This is a genomic window from Hymenobacter actinosclerus (assembly GCF_900111515.1).
In the GTDB taxonomy this organism is placed as follows: domain Bacteria; phylum Bacteroidota; class Bacteroidia; order Cytophagales; family Hymenobacteraceae; genus Hymenobacter; species Hymenobacter actinosclerus.
This window is the reverse complement of record NZ_FOHS01000004.1, coordinates 329,042-352,633: the sequence shown is the minus strand read 5'-3', so window position 1 is coordinate 352,633 and position 23,592 is coordinate 329,042. Positions and strand designations below refer to the sequence as shown.

Annotated in this window: 20 protein-coding genes and 1 pseudogene; 7 read left to right on the top strand and 14 right to left on the bottom strand. The window is 58.3% G+C overall.

Features of this window, described 5'->3' with window-relative positions; all coding sequences use genetic code 11:
- Nucleotides 1-324 (top strand): integrase core domain-containing protein (locus tag BMY67_RS16255; protein ID WP_143069868.1); only part of this gene is annotated, 324 nt, incomplete at its 5' end.
- Between the two features lie 180 nt (nucleotides 325-504).
- On the opposite strand, the gene BMY67_RS16250 is transcribed toward BMY67_RS16255, so the two are convergent.
- From BMY67_RS16250 to gldB, 6 genes and pseudogenes are all read right to left on the bottom strand, one after another.
- Nucleotides 505-894 carry a hypothetical protein gene (locus BMY67_RS16250; RefSeq protein ID WP_092773595.1) on the bottom strand — a complete coding sequence of 130 codons (390 nt, stop codon included), beginning with the start codon at nucleotides 892-894 and terminating at the stop codon, nucleotides 505-507.
- Between the two features lie 175 nt (nucleotides 895-1,069).
- Nucleotides 1,070-2,086: a toll/interleukin-1 receptor domain-containing protein gene (locus BMY67_RS16245; RefSeq protein ID WP_177189876.1), complete on the bottom strand. Its 1,017-nt coding sequence runs from the start codon at nucleotides 2,084-2,086 to the stop codon at nucleotides 1,070-1,072.
- Nucleotides 2,087-2,289: 203 nt separating this feature from the next.
- On the bottom strand, nucleotides 2,290-2,529 hold the full coding sequence (locus BMY67_RS19395; RefSeq protein WP_177189875.1) for an SH3 domain-containing protein: 240 nt from the start codon (nucleotides 2,527-2,529) through the stop codon (nucleotides 2,290-2,292).
- Between the two features lie 315 nt (nucleotides 2,530-2,844).
- Nucleotides 2,845-3,693, bottom strand: a complete 849-nt coding sequence (locus tag BMY67_RS16235; RefSeq protein WP_143069867.1) for a hypothetical protein — start codon at nucleotides 3,691-3,693, stop codon at nucleotides 2,845-2,847.
- 983 nt (nucleotides 3,694-4,676) lie between these two features.
- Nucleotides 4,677-5,774: pseudogene (locus BMY67_RS16230) on the bottom strand (YifB family Mg chelatase-like AAA ATPase); the annotation flags it as partial.
- 163 nt (nucleotides 5,775-5,937) lie between these two features.
- On the bottom strand, nucleotides 5,938-6,972 hold the full coding sequence (gene gldB, locus BMY67_RS16225; protein WP_143069866.1) for a gliding motility lipoprotein GldB: 1,035 nt from the start codon (nucleotides 6,970-6,972) through the stop codon (nucleotides 5,938-5,940).
- An 88-nt stretch (nucleotides 6,973-7,060) separates the two neighbouring features.
- On the opposite strand from gldB, the gene BMY67_RS16220 reads away from it, so the two are divergent.
- Entirely contained in the window at nucleotides 7,061-7,732 is a 672-nt protein-coding gene (locus BMY67_RS16220) for a porin family protein (protein WP_092773584.1), read from the top strand.
- A gap of 178 nt (nucleotides 7,733-7,910) precedes the next feature.
- Here the strand turns inward: BMY67_RS16220 and BMY67_RS16215 are convergent, their stop codons facing one another.
- The 3 genes from BMY67_RS16215 to BMY67_RS16205 form a co-directional block, all read right to left on the bottom strand.
- Nucleotides 7,911-9,518, bottom strand: a complete 1,608-nt coding sequence (locus BMY67_RS16215) for an Rne/Rng family ribonuclease (RefSeq protein ID WP_092773581.1) — start codon at nucleotides 9,516-9,518, stop codon at nucleotides 7,911-7,913.
- A gap of 420 nt (nucleotides 9,519-9,938) precedes the next feature.
- A complete protein-coding gene (locus BMY67_RS16210) occupies nucleotides 9,939-10,859 on the bottom strand; it encodes a tetratricopeptide repeat protein (protein ID WP_245745069.1) in 921 nt (306 codons plus the stop codon).
- Nucleotides 10,860-10,950: 91 nt separating this feature from the next.
- Complete coding sequence (locus BMY67_RS16205; protein ID WP_019948438.1) at nucleotides 10,951-11,253, bottom strand: HU family DNA-binding protein; 303 nt, start codon at nucleotides 11,251-11,253, stop codon at nucleotides 10,951-10,953.
- Between the two features lie 194 nt (nucleotides 11,254-11,447).
- Here BMY67_RS16205 and mutY point away from each other — a divergent pair, with 194 nt between their 5' ends.
- The 4 genes from mutY (at nucleotide 11,448) to recG (ending at nucleotide 16,000) form a co-directional block, all read left to right on the top strand.
- Nucleotides 11,448-12,548 (top strand): A/G-specific adenine glycosylase, encoded by a 1,101-nt coding sequence (gene mutY / locus BMY67_RS16200; RefSeq protein WP_092773579.1) that lies wholly within the window; start codon nucleotides 11,448-11,450, stop codon nucleotides 12,546-12,548.
- A gap of 96 nt (nucleotides 12,549-12,644) precedes the next feature.
- Nucleotides 12,645-13,070, top strand: a complete 426-nt coding sequence (locus BMY67_RS16195) for a single-stranded DNA-binding protein (protein WP_092773577.1) — start codon at nucleotides 12,645-12,647, stop codon at nucleotides 13,068-13,070.
- Between the two features lie 121 nt (nucleotides 13,071-13,191).
- On the top strand, nucleotides 13,192-13,785 hold the full coding sequence (gene gldD / locus BMY67_RS16190) for a gliding motility lipoprotein GldD (protein ID WP_092773575.1): 594 nt from the start codon (nucleotides 13,192-13,194) through the stop codon (nucleotides 13,783-13,785).
- 118 nt (nucleotides 13,786-13,903) lie between these two features.
- On the top strand, nucleotides 13,904-16,000 hold the full coding sequence (gene recG / locus BMY67_RS16185) for an ATP-dependent DNA helicase RecG (RefSeq protein WP_092773573.1): 2,097 nt from the start codon (nucleotides 13,904-13,906) through the stop codon (nucleotides 15,998-16,000).
- A 68-nt stretch (nucleotides 16,001-16,068) separates the two neighbouring features.
- Here recG and BMY67_RS19070 read toward each other — a convergent pair whose 3' ends face one another.
- Complete coding sequence (locus tag BMY67_RS19070; RefSeq protein WP_143069865.1) at nucleotides 16,069-16,299, bottom strand: hypothetical protein; 231 nt, start codon at nucleotides 16,297-16,299, stop codon at nucleotides 16,069-16,071.
- A gap of 357 nt (nucleotides 16,300-16,656) precedes the next feature.
- Here BMY67_RS19070 and BMY67_RS16180 point away from each other — a divergent pair, with 357 nt between their 5' ends.
- A complete protein-coding gene (locus BMY67_RS16180; protein WP_177189874.1) occupies nucleotides 16,657-18,105 on the top strand; it encodes a hypothetical protein in 1,449 nt (482 codons plus the stop codon).
- 155 nt (nucleotides 18,106-18,260) lie between these two features.
- On the opposite strand, the gene BMY67_RS16175 is transcribed toward BMY67_RS16180, so the two are convergent.
- From BMY67_RS16175 to BMY67_RS16160, 4 genes are all read right to left on the bottom strand, one after another.
- Nucleotides 18,261-19,685 carry a Glu/Leu/Phe/Val family dehydrogenase gene (locus BMY67_RS16175; RefSeq protein ID WP_092773569.1) on the bottom strand — a complete coding sequence of 475 codons (1,425 nt, stop codon included), beginning with the start codon at nucleotides 19,683-19,685 and terminating at the stop codon, nucleotides 18,261-18,263.
- A gap of 210 nt (nucleotides 19,686-19,895) precedes the next feature.
- Nucleotides 19,896-21,683, bottom strand: coding sequence for an acyl-CoA dehydrogenase family protein (locus tag BMY67_RS16170; protein ID WP_092773567.1), 1,788 nt, complete (start codon nucleotides 21,681-21,683; stop codon nucleotides 19,896-19,898).
- A 178-nt stretch (nucleotides 21,684-21,861) separates the two neighbouring features.
- Entirely contained in the window at nucleotides 21,862-22,239 is a 378-nt protein-coding gene (locus tag BMY67_RS16165) for a 50S ribosome-binding protein YggL (protein ID WP_092773565.1), read from the bottom strand.
- 25 nt (nucleotides 22,240-22,264) lie between these two features.
- Nucleotides 22,265-23,443 (bottom strand): acetyl-CoA C-acyltransferase, encoded by a 1,179-nt coding sequence (locus BMY67_RS16160; RefSeq protein ID WP_092773563.1) that lies wholly within the window; start codon nucleotides 23,441-23,443, stop codon nucleotides 22,265-22,267.
- Between the last annotated feature and the right edge of the window lie 149 nt (nucleotides 23,444-23,592).

Sequence of the window (23,592 nt, the reverse complement as noted above, 5' to 3'; positions counted from 1 at the left end):
CCCGCGCCGGGGCTCATCATCCACGCCGACCGCGGCAGCCAGTACACCAGCGCGGCCTGTCGCGCCCGCATTGCCCAAGCGGGGGCCCTGCCCAGCTTCAGCCGGCCGGGTAATCCGTATGATAACGCCCAGGCCGAAGCGGGCTGGAGCACGCTCAAAACCGAGCTACTGCCCCCAGGCACCGCCTTCGCCTCGATCGAAGAAGCCCGCCTAGAAGTGGCCCATTACCTCGACACCTACTTCAACCTCGACCGTCGCCACTCTGCCCTCGGCTACCGCTCACCCCACCAATTCGAACATGACTTGAAAATCAACCTACCTTAGCGCACTGTCCGTTTTTACTGGACCACCCCACTTGACGCAAATCCGCCGGAATCGAGTGATATTCGGCATGCCGAGTGTTTGGGAGACACAAGCAATCCCGGACGGACCGGCCATCTTACGTAAAAAGCAAAAGCCCTTCCGACCACATGGCCAGAAGGGCTTTTCTAATCTTCAAAGCCATCAGGCGGTGTGGACGCTGCTGCCTTTGATTTCTACCAGAGTGAGTTTGTCGCCCCCATTGTTGATGACAGGGCCCTTTCTGCCCCAGTAGAACCGAAAGCCTGGCTTACCGCCGAAGGTGACAGGAATCGGACTCCTCACCCCTTCTTCTATCCGTAACACCGCCCGTTGCCCCTCGGCCAGCTCGCACTTTGGGAAGCGGTACACGTGCCGACCTCTGTTGGATAAACCCTCGTCGTCATCGAAGGTGGCATCGTAAATCAAGTAATCGCCGAGATTTACGTTCCGCGACGCCTTCACGAAGATTTTTTCCACTTTTTCTTCGTTGTCCTTCTCGTTTTCAACGGACGTGATACTGAGCCCTAGCTCATGTTTAATTTTAATTCCCATCTTATGTCGTAATGATAGGTGTAACATAATAGCCTGTAAAGCAGACTAGCTGCTAACCGAAGCAGCGCAACAGATAACGTGATACGTCCTTATAAGTTGCAATACCACCGCAACTCATGATGACCGCCCGAATGGCAATCCGGCACGTTGAAACAAGTCGTTTTTGAGGTGATTTCTAAAACTGTACACCTCCGATTGGCATGGTGCCACTTCCTTTGATGGACGAGCGTGATTCGCCCTGCTTCGTTTCCTCCGCTTCGCGCGCTATTCGCTCATTGATTATATCGAGGATGCGGTCTCGCTTCCGCTCCCAAGTGGGGTTCTGCAACGGCGAAGGCAAGCCAAACGTGTCTGCCACGCGCTTGGCGAAAACGTTGATCTCTCGCGGGTCGTTGATGGTCGTACCCTGGGTGAGTGGGATGACGCCTCGAATGTCGCTGAAGCGGAACGGGGGAATGACGACGGGAATGTGAAGTCGTGACAAGACCCAGGCCGCGCCCATCTCGCACAGGCACGTTGGACTGTCGAGAAACTGCCGGGACATGGCGAAGACGACCAACACCCCTTCGCTTATTTCCGTCTTGATTCGGGCTAAGAAATCTTCGCCCGGAGCGATCCCGTACTCAGGCAGGGATGAATAGAATATCTTATCGGAAGGTACTCCGACAAGTTCCAGTAACTCGACCAGTTCATCGACTACCTTCTTGTTGGCCGATGCATGGCTGATGAACACTTTGCTGATTGGAGGATTCATTGAATCTTGCTGAGTCGGAGCGTCGCTGTCGCCGGATTTCTTCACAACCTGTCGATCGGGCGTTCGTGAGGCTTCTTCTTTGGTTGGCTTACCCAGCATCGCGGAATCGACAGCCTTCGCGAACCGCTTGATGGTTTCCTTCGTGAATTCTAATTTGTCCAACGCCTTGTACACTCCCGTGAAATCATGGCTGATCTTGCTCCATTCCGCAAAGCCTACGAAGGTTTCTATGATGATTTCGTCCATATGATCTTCGTCCTCGCTTAGCGCGTCGATCATGTGCATGAATGCCTCCTCTTCGTCTTCCGTATTATGAAAGCCTAGCATTATGACCTTACGGCTGCTTTGAACCAGCTGTCTGCAACGCGTCCACAAATCGTCTATGTCATTCTCGATGGTGTAAAGCTCGAACCCTTTGGAATGTAAGTAGTCTCCCATTCTGAGCCGTTTGACGCTTGCGTACAACGGCTTTAATTCTGACGATATTGGCATTTATTCAGTGAGGTGAATCAAAGTTGAATTACTTGGTGGCGATCCGTTCGCCGAACGTCGATCAGAATGAAGCTGATTTCTCTGAAAAAGGGTTTGCTCTTGTCCGAAACGTATTGCACGGTGGGCCGTAGGCAATTCCCTTCCGGTCATTACCGCTTACCTAGATACGCCTTTGCCACGTAGCATTCCAAATCGCCGAGTGAAGCGTTTTCGCTTGATACACGGGCCCACTGACCGTCCATCAGTTCCAGTACGGTCACGGCGTCGCCCGTCTCCAGGACACGTAGCATCTCGGCATCAATGTCAGGCTCGGCCCGTAGGTTGAGCATCGACGCGGTGACCACGTAGCGCACGCCCTCCACCAGCACCGTTTTTGTTCCGGCGGTCATGGTACGGGGCGCACTGCCGGAAGCACCTTGCCGAGCGGGTGCGGGCAGGGGTCCAGTACGTCCGCACGGGAGCCGAATAAGTGGCACATACCCCGCAGCTATCGCCCTTGCCGGCACAGTGACCGCAGGCACTACAGTTACGAAACGATCGGCAATACGCATCACCCGAGCAGCGGCACAATGAGGCGGCCAAGGTCTTAGCGGGCCGGGTGGCGGGTTTACGGGCAGCGAGACCGTCTTCGGGCTCGGAAACGAACAGACCGCCCCCCAAGGCCAGCAGCAGTGATTTCATGGAGAAAAAAGTGGTCGTCGAGATTACGGCGTCTTGATTTTTTTGAGTCCGGCTAGGGAGCGGATCTCCTTTTCGCATCGCATCGCGTCGCTCTCTACGTATAGATGATTACGGGCGAGAATGACCAACTCGGTGTGAAACTTGCGCGTCAATCGCTCTTGGAAGTCTTCTATAACTTTGCGCCAATCATCTTCCTTGCGGTGAATGGCTATCAACAGATCGTCGAGTTGGTCGGGGGTGAGTTGCGATTGGTCCCCTTTGTACAAAAAACCGGAGCGCAGGCTGCGACTGGCCAATACTTGGAAAAAGTAAAAGTAACCCTCCCGGCCCCGCGCACCAGTTACTATTTCTGCGACGGCTACCCGGTAGGGGCTGTGGGTGGCGGGGCGAAACTTGATGGGCAGTAAGCAGTAGTTAATAGGCGTCGAGGGAATACTTGTATTCTGCGCTAAGCATTTGACTGCATTTCTTTTACGCAATAATGTGACGATAGCTTCAAAGTAGACCGAGTAAGTAAGCCGGTGTACATCGAGGTGTAGATCTACCTTCGCTATATCTAGGTCGCGCCCACCCGCCCGTTCACTTAAAACGGTGGGCCGGCCGTTAATCCACCACTTGAGCCATTGTTTAACTTGGGCTTTAATTATTTTTTTGTCGCGCCTGATGGAAGGCAGGCCCACGATTTCGTCGGAAGGAACGTGCACTTGCTGCCCGGCGTATTGGCTGCTACCGGCCTGGTTGGAATCGTGGCTGATCGATGCTCCTACCTGCATCCGTGCGCGGGCACCACCGGGGCTCGGGGGGGCCGACGACGTATCCGAAGTAACACTGGGGGTAGCCATCCGCGTATCATACAGGGCAGTGTAGTCCAAGTGGCAAAAGCAGAAGTAAGAAGCGCGCTCCGGTAAAGCACAAGTCCAGAAAAAGGGCTTACCGTTGTAGGTGAAGGGAAATCCTTCCGCGCGAACCCTTATAGCTTTTCCTAATTCAAGGGTTAGCCAAACATGGGCTGGAACTCCCTTCCCCCACTGCCCTATCATGGAGGAGTGCAATCGGTTGAAACTGTGAGCGAAGACGGGTGAGAAAAGCAGGTGGGCCATCTGCGTAACCTGTAGGGGCGTATAAGCTCTAGGCAGGTCCAGTGTATCCTGTAAGGTGGGAGACACTACCAGCATCATTTTGGCCCGTTGGCGATTGCCGGCAGTGGGTGCCCGCAGGGGCTGGCAAAGATGATGGGCTTGAAGCGGGGAAAAGAAGAAGTCAATCATCTTGGGTCCGGTCCAAAAGTAGAAGGCCCGGGCTAGTTCAAAGCAAGGAATCAAGTAGGTATTATCCTTGTGTTGAACTTGAACGAAAGGGGTCTTGCCTAACTGCCGTAAAAGGCTTGGAGGTAAAAACTTGTATAGTTCGCTTAACTCACCGGGGTCAGTGAAATTCGTCAGGATGTCCTTCAGGCATTGTGGTTCGATGGGGCCAGCACCGAGCGATATTTTACGGCTTTGTAAGGCTGGGGAAGGACCCAAAGGGACTCCTGTCTTGGTCCACATTGTCCCCCCTCGCAAACTCATTGCTTGGTGAACGTGCACTTTGCTTTTGACAACAGGGGAATCGCCGGATACCGGCTGGCCATCATCCTGACTTACCTCGCGAAAAGAGAGGGGAATCTGGGAGTCTCTCGATGGGTGTGAATCATGCGCGAAAGCACCGACAGCAACCAACTGGTAAGCCTGCCCAGGGGACAGGGAAGGTAAGGTAATTGGCAATTCTAGTGTCTCGATTACCGTAGCTCGTCTCATAACCAATGGAAATTATCTCATCAACATCGGAAAAGTCTCAACTACTGTGGACTTTTACAGCACACGCACTCTTTCTCAGGATGATTGTAGTAGCCGCAGGGGCAGGGATTCATGCTCGCAATCAGCATGAAGTTGGCCGGGAACTCGATGCTGAGCTTGGCCCGCGCAATGGTTACCCGGCGCTCTTCCAGCGGCTGGCGCATCACCTCCAGCACCGTGCGCTTGAACTCAGGCAGCTCATCGAGAAACAGCACCCCGTTATGAGCCAGCGAGATTTCGCCCGGCTGCGGATTGCTCCCCCCTCCCACCAATGCCACATCGGAAATCGTGTGGTGCGGGGCCCGGAAGGGCCGGGTATGGATGAGCGAGGCGTGGCTACCGAGCCGGCCGGCCACCGAATGAATCTTGGTCGTTTCCAGGGCCTCCTGCATGTTGAGGGCCGGCAGGATGCTGGGCAGGCGCTTGGCCAGCATGGTTTTGCCCGCACCCGGCGGGCCGATCATGATAACGTTGTGGCCCCCGGCAGCGGCAATTTCCAGGGCCCGCTTGATGTTCTCCTGGCCCTGCACGTCGGCAAAATCGGCCTCATATTGGTTGGCCGTCTGCTGAAACAGGTCGCGCGTATCCATCGTTACCGGTGCAATTTCCAGCCGGCCCTCCAGAAAGTCCACGGCCTCCTGCATGGTGCCCACCGGAATCACATCGAGGCTGTTGACGATGGCCGCCTCCTGCGCATTCTCGCGGGGCAGAATCAGCCCCTTGAAGCCCTCTTTGCGGGCCTGAATGGCAATGGGCAGCACGCCCTTTATCGGCCGCAGCTCCCCATCGAGGGCCAGCTCGCCCATAATCACGTAATCGGCCAGCCGCTCGGTGTCCAGCTGCTGCGAGGCGTGCAGAATGCCCAGCCCGATGGGCAAATCGTAGGCCGAACCCTCCTTGCGGATGTCGGCCGGGGCCATGTTCACCACCACCTTGGTGCGGGGCATGCGGTAGCCCCGGAACTTCAGGGCCGCCTCCACCCGCTGCTGGCTTTCCTTGATGGCATTATCGGGCAGCCCCACCACGAAAAACCCGGTTCCCTGCGACACGACCACTTCAATCGTAATCGTGTAGGCATTTACGCCCTGCACAGCCGAGCCAAAGGTTTTCGTGAGCATCTTATTTCAAGTAAAAAGTAAAATTAAAACCGCTTGTCATCCTGAGCTTGCGAAGGACCTATCCAGAGGCTGACATCAGTGTATAGCTTCTGGATAGGTCCTTCGCAAGCTCAGGATGACAAGCGGTTTTAATTTTTCACTTTTAATTCCATATTCCAAGCTCCTAACTGCTCACCCGCCCACTATTTACCCTGGGCCGGTAGCGCGACTGGTTGAGGATGCGCTGGGCGTCCTTCTCGGCCATGAGCTGGGGCAGGGTTACGTTGGGGTTTTCGGCCATGTACTTGCGCACGATTTGCCAGCCCAGCCAGGCGCCCACGCGGCCGGGCGCGGTTTTGTCGATTTCCGGAATGTTGGGCCGCTCGCCGATGTACTTCTGAATAACAAACGGAGCAGTGCTATAGAGCAGATTCTTCTCGATGAAATGGGCCCAGATTTTTCCCTCATTGAACTCGACACCGGCTATTTCGGCGTCGGTATAGCCCACAAGCAGCGAATCGGGGGTGCAGGGCAGCATCTGCTGGGCGAAGTACAGGGCCTTGCCGAAGTGCACCATCTCGCCGAGCATGGTCTGGCCGGCGGCGGGCTTCTGGTTGTACTTGGTGCTGATGGCCAGCGCCAGACCCGGCACCAGGTGCTCGGGCGTGTAGCGCCGCTGAATGTAGCCCGGCACATTGGGCCGGTACACGGCCGTGGGCCCCACGAAATAGTCAGTACTGATAACAATCAGGCTGTCGTTGACGAACAGATCCTGGCTTAGTCCGCTCACGAAGGTTTCGATGGGCGGCACCTTAAAGCTGGGGTAGTAGTAGCGCACGTGCTGGAACAGCCGCGTCAGGTTCTGCTGCAGCTGCGGCCCCCGGAAGGTACTATCAGCCTGGGCGCCCAGCTTCTGCAGGCCGGCGTTGGTGGCCAGCCGGGCCAGCGTGGCGCTCAGCACGCCCGGCGGGTACTGGCCGGCCTGCAGAAACTGCCGCGCAAACAGCCCGTGCTGCTGCAGAAACTGGTCGGCGTCGGCCGGGGTTTTCAGCTTGAAAAAAGGCTTTTCGAGCCGCTCAAGCCGTACCGCTGCCTCCACCCGGGCCACCTCAGGACTCAGCTCACAACGGTCTTGGTTACGGGAGCAGGCTCCCAGGCTTAGGGCGGCCGCCGCCGAGGCAGCGAGCAGCAGGGCATGCAAACGGGCAGAAATGTGCATCACGGTTCTATCTTTGATTCAAAAGTAGCCAAATCCGCCGGCCTGCCGCCGGGCCCTGGCCTTCCTCCACCGCTTTTCCGCTTCCGCCATGAAAAAGGCCCTGCTTGCCCTTGTTTTCAGTGCCGCCGCCATCGGCACGGCTTCCGCCCAGGTCGAAATCGGCCTCAAGGTGTCCCCCTCCCTCACCAGCCTGCGGGCCAGCTCGCCCAACGGCGACGAGTTGAAAAACGAAAATGCCAAGCTCAGCCTGGGCGGCGGCCTTATCGTCGACTACTTCTTCGGCCAGAACTACGCCTTCAGCACCGGCCTGGAACTGGTGGGCAAGGGTGGCAAGGTTAGCTACTTCGACGGCGCCAGTCAGCGGCGCTACGAGCAGAAGCTGGGCCTGCAGTACCTGCAGGTGCCGCTCACGGTAAAACTGTTCACCAACGATGTGGCCGAGGATACCAAAGTCTACTTCCAGCTCGGCGGGGCACTGGGCGGCGTTATCGGCGCCCGCGTCGATGGCGACAAGTACTACACCAGCCCAGCATCAGGCAACCGCACCAAGGCAACCAAGCACGCCATCATCCCCGATGCCAATCTGCGCCTCGGCGCCGGCATCGAGCGCCAGCTCGGCCAAAGCACCAAGTTTCTGGCCGGCATCAGCTACCACCGCGGCCTACTCAACATCGATAAGTACTTCGAAGACAAACTAGGCATCAAAAACGCCGAGCTGAAAAACAGTGAATTCGCGCTGGATCTGGGCATTAAGTTTTAAGGGGGTATTGAGTAGCAACAGACCGTCATTCTGAGCGAAGCGAAGCGGAGTCGAAGAATGAACGTCTATTATCAAACACCCCTCAACGAAAAACCCCCGCGTTGCTCTGAGCAGCGCGGGGGTTTCTTCTATCAGGAGGAGTTTTTTTCGCAGAAAAAATCCGTCAGTCTTCAGTTAATCAGTCAACTATTTCCAGTTCCCGGTCCTGCAACCGGCTCATGGCCGCCGCGGCCGAATGCAGCTCGATTTCCTCGCCGTTTTCGTCCTCGATGCGGTATTCGGTGAGACCCATGCTGGTGTCTTTGGTCACCTTCACCCACTTATAATACTTCAGGTACCATTTCATCTGACGGCTTACCAACCCTTTGGTATAGTAGGCGTGCAGGAACGGGTGCACTGAAAGCGTAATGCCCGACTGGTTTTGAGCGACCAGCAGGTCGTCGATGCTGTTGTCGATTTCGTCCGTCACGAGGATGGAAGCCGAAATCTTGCCCGTACCGCCGCAGGTGGGGCACACCTCGCCGGTTACAATGGCTTCGGCCGGCCGCACGCGCTGCCGGGTAATCTGAAGCAGGCCAAACTTGGTGATGGGCAGGATGGTGTAGCGGGCCTTGTCGTGTTTCATCACGCTGTGCACCGCATCCTCCACCTTCTTGCGGCTCTCGGCCGATTTCATATCGATGAAATCGACCACGATGATGCCGCCCATGTCGCGCAGCCGGAGCTGGCGGGCTACTTCCTTGGCGGCCGCGAGGTTCACGGCCAGCGCCGTGGCTTCCTGGTCGCCTTCCTGATTGCTCTTGTTGCCCGAGTTCACGTCGATAACGTGCAGGGCCTCGGTGTGCTCGATAACCAGGTAACCGCCGCCGGGGGCCGTTACGGCCTTTCCAAACAGCGTTTTGAGCTGCTTCTCGATGCCGTGCTGCTCAAACACCTTCACCTTGCCGGTGTGCAGTTTCAGCAGCCCGAGCTTGTCGGGAGCAATCTGTTGCAGGTAGCTGCGCATCTCCTCGTATAGGGCCGGCGAGTCCACGGTAATGGCATCGAACGACTCGTTGAGCATGTCGCGTAGCATGGAGGAGGTGCGGCCCAGTTCGCCCAGGATCTTGTCGTTGGGCTTGCCCACTTTCAAGTTGTCGTGGAGCGTGTTCCACTTCTCGGTCATGTTCTGCATGTCCCGGTCGAGCTCAGCCACTTCGCGGCCCTCGGCCACGGTGCGGATAATCACGCCAAAATTGTCGGGCTTGATGGAGGCGATGAGGCGCTTAAGCCGGTCCCGCTCCGTACGGCTGACAATCTTTTTAGACACGCTGATGGTGTTGGAAAACGGCACCAGCACCAGATACCGGCCCGCCATCGAAATATCGGTGGACAGGCGCGGGCCTTTGGTCGAAATCGGCTCCTTCACAATCTGGACCACCAATTGCTGGCCCTTCTTGAGTACGGTGTCGATTTTCCCTACTTTGTCGAGGGGCGCTTCAAACTGAAAGTTTTTCAGCGACCCGACGGTGTTTTTCTGCGATTGAACGCTCTTGCCCCACTTCACGAGCGAGGGGAAACTTTCCCCCAGGTCGCCGTAGTGCAGAAAGGCGTCTTTTTGATACCCAATGTCGATGAACGCGGCGTTCAGACCGGGCATAACTTTCTTGACCGTGCCCAGGAAGATGTCACCAACCGAATAGGCGGTGTCGTTGCGGTCGAAATGGTATTCGATGAGCCGCTTGTCCTGTAGCAGGGCAATCCGTTCTCCGTCCTGAGTAGAATTAATGATTAATTCGTTACTCAATGGATTAAGCGGTTAGGAAGGAGCTCCTGATTGGCAGCCAGACCAAACGCACCGGCCCCGAAACCCGCAAAGGGAAGCCAGCGCACGTGGGCGCCGGCTTCCCTTGTCAGCCTCGGGGAAAGCATGTTTCTGGCCACTCTCGGAAGAACCTAAGTGAGAAATAGACGGGCCCTTTTCAGTCGAGAAGCCCCATCAGCAAACCCCGCCGGGGCTTACTTCTTCTTGTGACGGTTCTTGCGCAGACGCTTCTTCCGCTTGTGAGTAGCAATCTTATGACGCTTTCTTTTTTTACCGCAAGGCATGTTGTTGGGGTTAAATGGTTGAATTTTGTTTAGTTGTCAGTCTTTGGTTGTCAGTTGTCAGTTGTGGCTATCAGTTCTGTATATAAACTGACAACTAGCAACAATAACTACAACTCCTTTACTGGAGTTTCTGCAGCTGCTCATCTACCGACGCGGCCAAAGACGGGTCGGAACTGATGCTTTTGGCTGCCAGGAAGGCTTTGCGAGCCTCCTGCTTCGCGCCCGTTTGGGCTAACGAAACGCCAAGATAGAACTGCGCGTTGACGTTTTTCGGATTGATTTCGGTCAGCTCCTTGAAACGCTCGGCCGCTTTATCGTACTGATTGCTCTGAACTGCCAGTAAACCAAGATTATACATCGCCTTTTCGTTGCGTGGGTCGGCAGCCAAAACTTCCCGCAACAGCGAGATGCCCTTCACCGGATTCTCGCTGGCCATGTAGGCCATGCCGAGGTTGGTTTTGGCATCGAGGTTGTCGGGGTTGTTTTTCAGCACCCGCTCGTACAGCTCGCGGCACTTGGCACCCAGCAGTTTCTGCCGGGCCTCGGTAGTCGCGAAGCTGTAGGCCTCGTAGTACTGGTCGGCGGCCCGCTGGAAAGCCTGTTCGCCGGGGCGTACCAGAGCAATTTGCTCCAGGTAGTAGCCCGCACTATCGAAGCGCTCCACCGCTTTGTACTTTTCGGCCAGCTCGCGGGCTACGCTCAGCTTCGAGCCCATGTCGTCCGTAGCCGTGTACTTAGCCACCAGCGTGCTGATTTCCCGGCGCTGAGCGGCGGGCATCGTCATGTGGGGCTGTTCGGCGGTTGGGCCGCTGGGCTCGTCGTGGCTGCCAGCCGGGTGGCCGTGCTCGTCGAGCTCCCCCACGGCGGGAGTAGCCGCGCCCTGGTCGCGGTTGGCCGTGGCCCCGTTCTGGGCCAGCGTAGGCTGGCCGTCTTTGGGCTTCACAATTACCTTCGGCAGCAGAAACAAGCCGGCGACCAGGGCCAGAGCCAGGGCCAGAATCAGAAGTTGGTGCTTGGAGGAGGAAGTGCTAACGGCCATCGACAGAACGGGGAAAGGGCCAGTCGCCGGGGGTTCCTGTTCAAGCAGGAATTCCCGGCGACCAGACCGGCAACGGAAAGGCAATGTCCGCTTAAGCGGCCATCTCCTTGATTTTCTTGCTGTTTTTGATTTTCCCGATGAACGTTTTCGAGGGCTTGAAGCTCGGAATGTAGTGTTCGTCGATGATGATGGACGTGTTTTTCGAGATGTTACGGGCTACTTTCTTTGCGCGCTTCTTGTTAACAAACGAGCCGAAGCCACGCACGTAAATGTTGTTGCCGTCGGCCATCGAGTCTTTCACGACTTTAAAGAAGGCTTCTACGGTAGCCGAAACGTCGGCTTTCTCGATGCCGGTTTTGTCGGCAATTTCGGCAATTACTTCTGCTTTAGTCACGGGTAAGTGTACTAAGGGTGAAAAAAATAAGGGTCGGCACGGGTGCCAGCCTGAAAACGTAAGCACTTGCCCGGTAAGAGTTTGCCCACGTTTTAAGGGCCACAAAGGTAGCCCCCTTTTTTTGGATTGCAAACCGTTTCGCTGCAATCCGCCTTTCGCCTGCCCATCCATTCAACTAATTCTATATCAAAAACTTGCCTGCTTCCTCTCTCCCGCTCACAACGCCTGAATCCTACTCCTGGTTCGCCGAAGCCCTGCTGGGCTGGTACCCGCGCCACCGCCGCGACCTGCCCTGGCGCCACACCCGCGACCCGTATCTCATCTGGCTCTCGGAGGTCGTTCTGCAGCAAACCCGCGTCAGGCAGGGCCTGCCTTACTACCTGACCTTCAGCACTACTTACCCCACTGTGCAGGCGCTGGCCGCTGCCCCGTCCGACGAGGTACTGCGCCACTGGCAGGGCCTGGGCTACTACTCGCGGGCCCGCAACATGCACCACACGGCCCAGCAGGTGGTGGCCGAGTTTGGCGGCCGGTTCCCGGCCTCCTACGCCGGGCTGCTGCAGCTCAAAGGCGTGGGGCAGTACACGGCCGCGGCCGTAGCCTCGTTTGCCTACGATGAAAAAGTAGCTGTGCTCGATGGCAACGTGTACCGGGTGCTGGCCCGGGTGTTCGGCCTGCACCACGACATTGCCGCGCCCGCCAGCCGCAAGCCGTTTCAGCTGCTGGCCGACCAGCTGATTCCGGCCGACCACCCGGCCGAGTTCAACCAGGCCATTATGGAGTTCGGGGCCCTGCAGTGCACGCCCGCCAAGCCCGACTGTATGTTCTGCCCGCTGCAAAGCCGCTGCTTTGCCTTCCAGCACGGCCTAGTGGCCGAGCTGCCGGTGAAAAGCAAGGCCAAAGCCACCCGCACCCGCTACTTCCATTACCTGGTGCTACGCCACGCCGATACGGTGTACCTGCGCAAGCGCGGCCCCAAGGACATCTGGGAAGGCCTCTACGACTTCGCCCTGCACGAAACCGACACGGCCGAACTGCCGGCCGCCGAACTGCTGGCCGCCGTGGAGCAACTGGGCGGCCGCGTAGCCACCGACCGGGCCGAGGAGCCCGCCGTAGCGGCCCGGCACGTGCTGAGCCACCAGAAAGTGGAGGCCCGCTTCCATGAAGTGTGGCTGAGCGCGCCACTTCCGCCAGATACTGCGGCTGCCGGGCTAGCTGCTTATCGGGGAGAGGAAATCGAGCAGTTGCCCAAGTCAGTGCTTATCACTAATTACATTAGCAATAAGCAAATTTAATTCGCCAATTTTCTTGGCATTTACAATATTCGTGTTTATCTTTATTACACCGAAAAGCAACACATCATCAAGCTTAATCACTTCACTCTTACACATATGGCAAGCGTCAACAAAGTTATCCTGATTGGGCATCTGGGCAAAGACCCCGAGGTGCGGCACCTGGAAGGCGGCACCACCGTCGCCAATTTCACGATGGCCACCAACGAGTACTATAAGGACAAGCAGGGCACCCGCGTCGAGCGGACCGAGTGGCACAACATTGCCGCCTGGCGCGGCCTGGCCGAGCTGGCCGAAAAGTACCTGCACAAGGGCCAGCAGGTGTACGTGGAGGGTCGCATCCGCACCCGGCAGTACCAGGACAAGGACAACCAGACCCGCTACATCACCGAAATCGTAGCCGACGAAATTTCCCTGCTCGGCTCGCGCCCTGCGGCCGGCGTGGCCCAGCCCGCCACGGCGGCCGCAGCCGAGGAGCCGGTTACCTTCCGCCAGGAGCCGGAGCTCGACCAGCTGCCGTTCTAAATTCGCCAGCGCATTGCGTGTAGTAAAGCCCCGGCTCGGCCGGGGCTTTTTGCGTGCGGGCGGGCACGTTGCGCGGCATTTCGTAGTTACCTTTACCGTTCACTCGTCGCGTTTCCGCTGCATGGCTTTTTTCCGCTTTCCTGGTTTTTGGTGCGTGGCCGCCGCCAGCCTGCTGCTGGGCGGCTGCACTTCGACGCCCGATTTCACGCCCAAACCCAAGGGCTACAACCGCATCGATTTACCGCCCCACAGCTACCAGCGGCTGGCACCGGGCCACCCCTACACGTTCGAGTACTCGCGGGCGGCCAAAATCCTGCGCGACTCTTCGTACCTGGCCAAGCCGCACTGGATAAACGTGTATTACCCGCAGCTCAAGGCCAACGTGCAGCTCACCTACGCCGACGTGCGCGCCGACCGCCAGGGTTTCAACCGGCTGCTCGAAGACGCCCGCAAGCTCACCGGCAAGCACGAAATCAAAGCCTCGGGCATTGATGAGCGGGTGTACCAAATGCCCGGTGGCATGCGCGCCACAGTGTTCGAGCTGCAGGGCGAGGTACCCAGCCAGTTCCAGTTCTACACCACCGACAGCACCCGCCACTTCCTGCGCGGGGCCCTGTACTTCCGCACCGCTACCGCCAACGATTCGCTGGCCCCGGTTATCGAGTACGTGAAGCAGGATATGGTGCATCTGCTGAACACGTTGCAGTATAAGTGAGCTTGAAGCTGCCAGCTTCAGGCCGCAAGCTTTTGTTCTTTTAGTGAGTGCGTTACCTGTTAACCCAGTTTCCGTTTTAAAGCTTGCGGCCTGAGGCTGGCAGCTTCAAGCTCAAAAAATGAGTTTTTTTCAGACCAAAATTGAATACCTGAAGGGGGTGGGTCTGCAACGGGCGCAGCTGCTGCAAAAGGAGCTGGGCCTGTTCACCTACGGCGACCTGATTCAGCGCTACCCCTTCCGCTACCTCGACCGCACCCAGTTCTACAACATCGTGGATTTGCACGACGACCTGCCCTACGTGCAGGTAAAGGGCATTTTGCGGGGCCGGGAGGTGATTGGCGAGGGCCATAAGAAGCGCATGGTGGCCAAGGTGGCCGATGCCAGCGGCGAGCTGGAGCTGGTGTGGTTCAAGGGCGTGAACTACCTGGAGAAAATCATTAAAAACCACCAGGAGTACATCGTGTTCGGCAAGCCCACGATGTTCAATGGGCGGCCCCAGATGGCCCACCCCGAAATGGAAGAGGTAACCGAGCAGAAGCCCGGCCAGAGCTTTTTGCAGCCGGTGTACAACACGTCGGAGAAGCTCAAGAACTACCACCGCGTCGACAGCAAGGCCATTGCCCGCATGGTGGCCGATCTGCTGAAGCTGGCCCTGCCCCACGTGCAGGAAACCCTCTCGCCGGCCCTGATTGAGCAATACGGGTTGATGGGCAAGGCCACGGCCTTGCAGCAGATTCACTTCCCGCAAACGCCCGATCTGCTTCAGACCGCTCGCTTCCGCCTCAAGTTCGAGGAGCTGTTCTACATCCAGCTCAAGCTGCTGCGCCAGCGCGACCAGCGCAAAGTCACGCTCGCGGGCCAGATTTTCAAGGAGGTGCCCACGCTGGTACATTTCTACAAAAATGTGCTGCCCTTCGACCTGACCGGGGCCCAGAAGCGGGTTATCCACGATATCTACAAGGATTTCTGCGCCGGCCAGCAGATGAACCGGCTGCTGCAGGGCGACGTGGGCTCGGGCAAAACCATCGTGGCCTTTATTGCCATGCTCATGGCCGCCGATAACGGGGCCCAGAGCTGCCTGATGGCGCCCACCGAAATTCTGGCCGACCAGCACTACACCGGCCTCAAGCAGTTCGCCGACCTGCTGGGCCTTAAAATCGGGCTGCTGACTGGCAGCACCCGCACGGCCGCCCGCCGGGTGCTGCACGCCCAGTTGCGCGACGGCTCCATGCACATGCTGGTGGGCACCCACGCGCTGCTCGAAGACGTGGTGCAGTTCAAAAACCTGGGCCTCACCATCATGGACGAACAGCACCGCTTCGGGGTGGCCCAGCGCTCCAAGCTCTGGCAGAAAAACCCCCACGTGATACCCCACGTGCTCGTGATGACGGCCACGCCCATCCCGCGCACGCTGGCCATGACGCTCTACGGCGACCTCGACGTATCGGTGATTGACGAGCTGCCGGCCGGCCGCAAGCCCATCGTCACGGTGCACCGTTTCGACTCGAACCGGCTGAAAGTGTTCCAGTTTCTGCGCGACCAGATAAAGCTGGGCCGGCAGGTATACATCGTGTACCCGCTGATTGAGGAAAGCGAGGCCATGGCCGACTATAAGGACCTCATGGACGGTTACGAGAGCATCGCACGGGCCTTCCCGGAGTTCCAGATCAGCATCGTGCACGGCCGCATGACGGCCGGCGAGAAGGATGCCGAAATGCAGCGCTTCGTGCAGAACCAGACCCAGATTATGGTGGCCACCACCGTTATCGAGGTAGGCGTAAACGTGCCCAATGCCTCCGTAATGGTGATTGAAAGCACCGAGCGGTTCGGCCTTTCGCAGCTGCACCAGCTGCGCGGCCGCGTGGGCCGGGGCGCCGACCAGAGCTACTGCATTCTGATGAGCGGCTACAAGCTCAGCAAGGACTCGCGCACCCGCATCGAAACGATGGTGCGCACCAACAACGGCTTCGAAATTGCCGACATCGACCTGAAGCTGCGTGGCCCCGGCGACCTGATGGGCACCCAGCAAAGCGGCGTACTCGATCTGCTGATTGCCGATCTGGCCAAAGATGGTCGCATTCTGAGCGAGAGCCGGGCCGCGGCCCAGGCCCTGTTGGAGGCCGACCCCAACCTGGCCCTGCCTGCCAACCAGGCTATTCGCCACCATATCGAGAGCCTGCCCGCTACGGCCGTAAACTGGAGCCGTATCAGCTGATGCTGCCGGACTAATAGGGCATAAAAAACGGCTCCCGAAGAGCCGTTGGCAGAGGAACTGGCGTTGATCTATTCGTTGGAGGCGTCAACGGTGTGTATCAGGCGCCACGAGCGAAACTTGCCGGTTTCAGCAGGCACTGGGGCTGTGGCATCTGCCGGTGTTCTATGAACGGCGGTATGAACCGGGATTATCCACTGCGGCTCGTCGGTTTGGGCTAGCTGGGAGTTGACCGAGGTAGTATTGAGCTTTCCAACCACCACGAGGGAAATCATTAAAGCAAAGCGGAGTAAAGATTTCATAAGGCAAACAAACTAAACGTAATTTACTGGACAACAAGAACTGCGCCGGGATGGGTACACAATTTGGCGCTTTCGCATTCTCTGCCGCTGGCTGTTGCTTGCGCGGGTCAGTCAGGTTCAGCAGAGATGGAACTGCACCCTTTAGATACGGTGCCCCGGCGGCCCTTAAAACGAAAGCCCTCGCAGGGGGTTGTCTTTCGGCTTGCAAAAGTAGTCCTTTGCCCTGCCGAAACCCAGCTAACGCATTCATAGCCTAACTGATAGCCTGCCGAACTTTTGGCTCCCAAAAGTTCGGTACCTTTGAAGAGTACAACTGTGCGGGCCGTTGCCTGCTATTTCATTACGTATATTCTGCCCGTGCGCTTTACTTTCCTGCTTGCTGCCGGCCTTGCGCTGGCCTCCCTGGCCCACCAGCCGGCCTCGGCCCAACGCGTGAAATCCGCCGCCTTCAGCTACCTGCCCGAAACCACCACCGACCGCTACAACCAGCGTGTAAGCCGTAAAACATTGGCACTCCCGGATGGCGGCTTCGTTGTTTTGGCTCATCAAGCGGCCGACCAGTACGCCGTGGAGCGCTACGATACCGACCTCAAACGCCGCTGGAGCACCACGCTGCCACTTGCCGCCGGCGAAGTGGTAGACGGTTTCAGCCAGAGCACCGACCAGGTAACGGTAGTAGTGTATCAGAAGGAAGCCGGCACCCAACGGCTCGTGGCCTACTCCGTAGGTCTGGCCGATGGCCGCAAGAGTCCGGCTCAGAAGCTGATAGAAGCCAACGCCCGCGACCGGCGCCCCGGCGTGGCCTTCTCGCCCGACGGCAGCCGGCTGGTGGCCTGGCGCTACCTCACCCAGGGCAACCAGATCAAGGCCATCAGCGCCAGCGTGTACGATGAGAAGCTCCAGAAACTAAAGGACCGCAGCTACGATTTCCACGACCAGGGCGACTTTTTTTCCGTGACGGTGCACGTGGGCAACGACGGCACCCAGTTCGTGACGCTGGCCGGCGACCAGATGAAGAAGCTCAGCGTGCGCCGCTACCGCAACGACTCGCCCGATGTGAAGGTGATGTCGGTGTCGGTGGGCGGTACGTTCGGGGGCAAGGTGGTTAATATCTTCGATTCGCGCTTCGTACTGCGGCCCGATAACACGCTCTACGCCGCCGCCATCTGCAACGAGCGGGTTACCGGCCTCTACCACAGCCTCAAGCTGGTGAAGTTTGACTTTGCGGGCGAAGCGGACATGAAGTTTGCCCCCGAAGTGGAGCTTACCGCTAACTACCTGGCCGAGGTAAACAAAGCCGTGGGTGGCACGCCCGCCAAGCGCCTGGAAGATGTGTACCTGACCGACATCCTGCTCACCGACGACAAACAGGTAGTAGTGCTGGCCGAGAAGAAGTACGAGGAAGGCGGCGAAGGCTCGCCTGGCCACACCCGCGAGCTGCACCTGTTCGGCTACAACGAATTCCTGACGCCCAGCTGGCGCAGCATCGTAGCCAAAGACCAGGTAGCCCCCGCCGCCGACGGCTACAGCAGTATCGGCTACCGCGCCGCCACCTTCGGCCCCGAGGTGCAGCTGCTTACCTGGGAAAAACTCAAGGGCAAATCCGACCTCTACCTACGCCGCCTGAACGTGGCTACCGGCGTTGTAAGCGACCCGAAAGGTCTGGGCCTGAACGTGGCCGCCGACCAGAACCTGGCCTACGTCAAGGACTTCACCACTTGGCTTGACCCCAAAACCATCATTGGCGTCAGCCGCCCCAGCAAGAAGTCGGCCGCCCTGATGCTGAATAAGATAGTCCTAAAATAAGGATCACGGATTAGCACGGACTTAAACGGATTACACGGATTTTGTAGACGAAGCTCTGCTTCCCGCCAGTTTAAAACAGAAAGCGCCCCTTCCCGCATTTGCCGGGAAGGGGCGCTTTTCGCTAACAGCTAACAGCTAACAGCTAACAGCTAAGCTTACGGGAAGATGCCGAGCGACTGGTAGCTGACGCCGATTTTCTCGATGGCGCTATAGAAAGCGGCCGTGCGCATGTCGGTAATGCCGGGCACCTCATCCATTACTTTGCGGATGGACTGGTAGGCGGTAATCATCGTGTCTTCGAGGCCCGAGTGTACGAGGTCGATTTCGTCGGCGCCGTGGATGATGGACTGGCGCTCCTCGTCGGAAACCGTGCGGCCGGTGGTGCGCTCGATGGTGGCGACCAGGCGGCGCATGGCGCCTTCCTCGGCCCGCTTGCCCATGCGGCCGAAGCGCACGTTCGACAGGTTTTTCAGCCACTCGAAGTACGATACGGTTACGCCGCCGGCGTTGAGGTAGAGGTCGGGCAGAATCAGGATGCCCCGCTCCAGCAGAATTTTCTCGGCCGGCTGGGTGGTGGGGCCGTTGGCGCCCTCGGCCACGATTTTGGCCTTGATTTTGGCCGCGTTGCCCTCGTGAATCTGGTTTTCCAGCGCGGCGGGCAGCAGCACATCGCACTCATATTCGAGCAGTTCGAGCGAGTCGGCAATATCCTTGGCTCCTTCGAAGCCCAGGATGGAGCCCGTGTCCTGGCGGTGCTTGAACACGGCGGCTACGTCGAGGCCTTTCTCGTCGTAGATGCCGCCTTCGCGCTCGGCAATGCCTACGATGAGGGCGCCGGCTTTGTGGCAGAAGTTAGCGGCGTGGTAGCCCACGTTGCCCAGGCCCTGCACGATAATCTTCTTGCCCTCGATGCCCGGCAGCAGACCCGCTTTGGTGGTCATTGCCTCATCCATCAGCATTTCGCGCAGGCCGAAGAACACGCCCAGGCCGGTGGCCTCAGTCCGGCCCCGGATGCCGCCCTGGCCCACAGGTTTGCCCGTTACGCAGCCCAGGGCGTTGGTGTCGCCGTACTTGAAGGTCATGTAGGTATCGGCAATCCAGGCCATTTCGCGGCCGCTGGTGCCGTAGTCGGGCGCGGGCACGTCCATGCCAGGACCAATCAGGTTCTTCTTAATCAGCTCACTGGCATAGCGGCGCGTCACGCGCTCCAGCGTCTGCACGGAAGTGGTGCGCGGGTTGATTTTGACGCCCCCCTTGGCCCCGCCGAACGGCACGTCCACGAGGGCGCACTTAAAGGTCATCAGCGTGGCCAAAGCCATCACCTCGTCCTCATCAACGGCCATGCTGTAGCGAATACCGCCTTTGCTGGGCAGCTTGTGGTGGCTGTGCTGCACCCGGATGCCCTCGAACACCTGCACATGCCCGTCAACCTCCACCGGGAAGTTAACCTTGTAGATGCTGTTGCAGGTCCGGATCTGGGCGATGATACCGGGGTCCAGCTTCGAAAAGCTGGCCGCGTGGTCGTAGAACTGCAGGACGCTGTCGTAGAACGCCTTGCCCTTCATTTGCTCGTTGGCCATAGTTAGGGGAAAATTGGGTGGGATAGTAACCTCCGCAAACGGCCAAAGCGGCCGCCGCGTTGTGCGAGGCCCGTAAGCTAGCAAAAAGAAACAGCCGCCCCCAATCCGGGAGCGGCTGTTTCGCTACGTCTTCTTACCCAACAGACAACGAGACGCTGATTCGTCTACAAAATCCGTGCAATCCGCTAAAATCCTTGCTAATCCGTGATCCTAGAAGGCGTACTCGTTGGCGGCAATCAGCACGTCGGCGATGCGGCGGCGGGCTTCCTTGGCGTTGAACAGGTCGGCCTTGGTGAAGCGCTTGAGGCCCATGGCCAGCAGGCGCTGCTCGTCGCCCTCGGTCATGGTGCCGATAGCGTCCTTACCGGCCTTGTTTACCTGGTCGACGGTGTCGTAGAGGTACACGCGAGCAATGTCGATCTGGGCCGACAGGGCCTCTTCGCCCTTGGCGGCCGCCTCTTTCTCCACGCGCAACAGCACGCTTTCGGCGGTGTACACTTTGATGGCCATATCGGCAATGTTCATCAGCACCTCCTGCTCTTTGGCCAGCGAGTTCATGTACTTCTGTACGGCCGTACCGGCCACCATCAGAATGGCCTTTTTGAGCTTGGCCACGGTCTTTTTCTCGGCGGCGAACAGGCCGGTTTCCTCTTCCAGGTTCATGTCCGGAATGGCCATCAGCTCCTGCTGCACGGCCTGGGCGGGGCCCATCAGGTCCAGCTCGCCCTTCATGGCCTTCTTCAGAATCATATCAACGGCCAGCATGCGGTTGATTTCGTTCGTGCCCTCGAAGATGCGGTTGATGCGCGAGTCGCGGTAGTTGCGGTCCATCGGGTAGTCGGCCGAGAAGCCGTAGCCACCGTAAATCTGCACGCCCTCATCCACCACGTAGTCAAGCACTTCCGAGCCTTCCACTTTCAGGATGGCGCACTCCACGGCAAACTCGCGGGCGGCACCCAGCAGGGCCTCGTTGTGGCTCTGGCCCTGGCTGAGCAGCTCCTGCTCCATGCGGGCAATGTCCATACCGGCGCGGTAAATAGCCGATTCCACGGCGTAAATCCGCACGGCCTGCTGGGCCAGCTTGAACTTGATGGCCCCGAACTTGCTGATGGGCAGCTTGAACTGCACCCGCTCGTTGGCGTACTTCACGCTCTGGGTAGCGCAGCCTTTGGTAGCCCCGAGGCAGGCGGCGGCCAGCTTGATGCGGCCGATATTGAGGATGTTAAAGGCAATCAGGTGGCCCTTGCCAATCTCGCCCAGTACGGCCGACTTCGGCACTTTGGCATCCGACAGGAACACCTGGCGGGTCGAGGAACCCTTGATACCCATCTTGTGCTCCTCGTTGCCGAGGGTCAGGCCGGGGGTGTCTTTCTCCACGATGAAGCCGGTGAACTTGTCGCCGTCAACCTGAGCAAACACGATGAATACGTCAGCGAAACCGCCGTTGGTAATCCACATTTTCTGGCCGTTGAGCACGTAATGCTCACCATCCTCGGTGGGCATGGCCTTGGTTTTGGCCCCCAGCGCATCGGAGCCCGAGCCGGGCTCGGTGAGGCAGTAGGCACCCATCAGCTCGCCGCTGGTGAGGCCGGGCAGGTACTTCTGCTTCTGCTCGTCGTTGCCGAAATACAGGATGGGCAGCATGGCAATGCCGGTATGGGCCGCGAAGGCCACCGGGAACGAGTGGCCCTTGCCCACGCCCTCCGTCACGCGGAGCGAAGTCGGGAAGTCCATATCAAGGCCGCCGAACTGCTCGGGAACACTCACGCCGAACAGCCCCAGCTCACCCGATTTCTCCATCAGCCCGCGCATCAGGCCTTCCTCGTGGTTGTCGAGGCGGTCGAGCAACGGCCACACCTCCTTGTCGACAAAGTCGAGGGCGGTCTGGTGCATCATGTTCTGCTCCTCCGAAAAATCGGCGGGCGTAAATACGTCCTGGGCGTTGGTTTCCTTGATAATGAACTCGCCGCCTTTCACAAGCTGGTTGGCTACTTCCATGATGGGGTTGATTTTGAAGTGGAATCAAAAGAAAACTGTTCGGCTTGCCTACTACTTAGGGGTTAGGCGGCGGGCCGTTACTCGTAGCGCAAGATAACAAAATTTGTTATGCTTGCCGAGTAGTTTGTGGAAAGAAAACCCCGAAATGCCTTCCGGGGTTTTCGGTACTGGTTACAGGTCAGGAGAAGAACTTGGTGAATGAATCAGTTTCCCATTCGCCCCAACAGAGCAGTTGCTGCAAATAAGCGTCTGTGTAACCATCCCCATCCTTTTCAAGAACTAAAGCAATTTCAGGACGATTTGACAGCCAACTCTTCAATAACTGCTGCTCGTCAAGTGAAACAGCCTTCCGATTCGCTAGAGAAACCACTGTCAAATCGCCAAGCTGTCCAAACAATCCTAACTGATTTGCATCAGCAAAGCTGGCCATCGCTTCTAAAAACGGCTTCTGGTTAGCTTCGTTTATTTCCGGTTTCAGTTCAAATTTAAGCTTCCAAGCAAGCTCTTGATACGGTCCCATCTTAGCGCCTCGAAGTTGCTCGTCGGTGAAATCCATATCAGTTATTGACCTGTAAAAACCGCTACTTCAGCAGCTCGTAGATGCCAGCCACGCCCTGGCCGCCGCCCACGCAGGCGGTTACCATGCCGTACTTCTGGCCGCGGGCGCGCAGCTCGTGGAACAGTTGGATGCTGAGCTTAGCGCCGGAGCAGCCCAGCGGGTGGCCGAGGGCAATGGCGCCGCCGTTCACGTTCACCTTGCTCTGGTCCATGTCCAGCTCGCGCATCACGGCCAGGCTCTGGGAAGCGAAAGCCTCGTTCAGCTCAAACAGGTCGATGTCCTGGAGCTTCATGCCGGCCTGCTTGAGCGCCTTCGGAACGGCCTTGATGGGACCCATGCCCATGATGCGCGGGTCGATGCCCTCGGTGGCGTAAGTGACCATGCGGGCAATGGGCTCCAGGTTCAGCTCCTTCACCATGCGCTCCGACATCACGATAACGAAGGCCGCCCCGTCGGAAGTTTGTGAGGAGTTGCCGGCCGTTACCGAGCCGTTGGCGGCGAATACCGGGCGCAACTTGCCCAGCACTTCCACCGACGTATCGGCGCGGGGCCCCTCGTCGGTGTCGACTACGTAGGAGCGGGTTTTCTTTTTGCCGGTGGCCGGGTCGAGGTAGGTTTCGTTGACGGTGATGGGCACGATTTGCTCCTTGAACCGGCCTTCCTCGATGGCCTTGATGGCCTTCTGGTGGGAGTTGTAGGAGAACTGGTCCTGGTCCTGGCGGCTGATGTTGTAGTCCTGGGCTACGGCTTCGGCGGTGAGGCCCATGCCGAGGTAGTAGTCGGGGTGCTTCTGGGCCAAGTTGTAGTTGGGCACCGTTTTCCAGCCCACGGTGGGCACCAGGCTCATGCTCTCGGTGCCGCCGGCCACGATGCAGTCGGCCATGCCGGCCGCGATTTTGCCGGTGGCCATGGCAATGGTTTCCACGCCCGAGCCGCAGTAGCGGTTCACGATGAGGCCCGACACGTTCATGGGCAGAGCCAGCAGCGAAATCAGGCGGCCCATTTGCAGGCCCTGCTCGGCTTCGGGCACGGCATTGCCCACCATCACATCATCAATGCGGGTGGGGTCGAGGGCGGGCACCGAGGCCACGAGGTGCTTGATGACGTCGGCGGCCAGGTCGTCGGGGCGGGTGAAGCGGAAACCGCCGCGGGTGGCTTTGCCCACGGCCGTGCGGTAACCGGCTACGATATATGCGTTCATATTTTTAAGTCTTAGAGAAGGTGGGGAATTAGAGTTAGGCTAGCTCCCCTCCTTGGATAAGGAGGGGTCGGGGGTGGTTGGCAATCGGTGAACAATTCCGGAAACCAGTTCCAGTAATCGTTCTAACAGCATCAACCACCCCTAGCCCC